The organism is Solibacillus ferritrahens (assembly GCF_037027585.1).
Classification (GTDB): Bacteria; Bacillota; Bacilli; order Bacillales_A; family Planococcaceae; genus Solibacillus; species Solibacillus ferritrahens.
This window is the reverse complement of the sequence record NZ_JAXCLE010000060.1, coordinates 1-736: the sequence shown is the minus strand read 5'-3', so window position 1 is coordinate 736 and position 736 is coordinate 1. Positions and strand designations below refer to the sequence as shown.

Here is a 736-nt window from a genome sequence, read left to right as displayed (position 1 = left end):
TATCTAAATCAAAGAGGTGTCCCGATATGATGACTAAAAACCAAATGAACGAACGTAATCAATTAGAAATGTTGACGATTGAACAACTTGTCCCAGAAAATCATCTCGTACGTAAATTAGAGGCAGCCATTGACTTTTCGTTTGTCTATCCATTAGTTGAAAACTTATATTCACCTTTCGGTAGACCAAGTATTGATCCTGTTGTTTTATTCAAAATGACGATGATTCAATACGTTTTTGGTATTCGTTCGATGCGTCAAACGATTAAGGAAATTGAAACGAATGTAGCGTACCGTTGGTTTTTAGGGTTCGGTTTTCATACAGAAGTGCCTCACTTTTCAACGTTTGGGAAAAATTATGTGCGGCGTTTTGAGGATACAGATGTATTTGAACAGATTTTCTATCGCATCTTGAAAGAAATTGTTGATGCGGGTTTATTATCAGCTGACCATATCTTTATTGACTCCACGCATGTTAAGGCTAGTGCGAATAAACGAAAATTTGATAAAAAGATGGTTCGAAAAGAGACACGTGCCTATGAAGAAAAGCTACAGGAAGAGTTAAACATAGACCGTGAAAAGAACGGAAAAAAGCCGTTTCCACCGGAGAAGTTTAAAAAGGAAGAATGGAAAGAAATCAAAGAGAGCACAACGGACCCTGAAAGTGGTTACTATGTGAAGGACGAACGGACAAAACAATTTGCCTATTCATTTCATGCAGCGACAGATGAACGTGG

Annotated in this window: 1 protein-coding gene; it reads left to right on the top strand. The window is 37.8% G+C overall.

All coding sequences use genetic code 11. The features are described from left to right. Positions 1-26 precede the first annotated feature (26 nt). On the top strand, positions 27-736 hold a 710-nt coding region (locus SNE38_RS19165), incomplete at its 3' end, for a transposase (protein WP_336047178.1).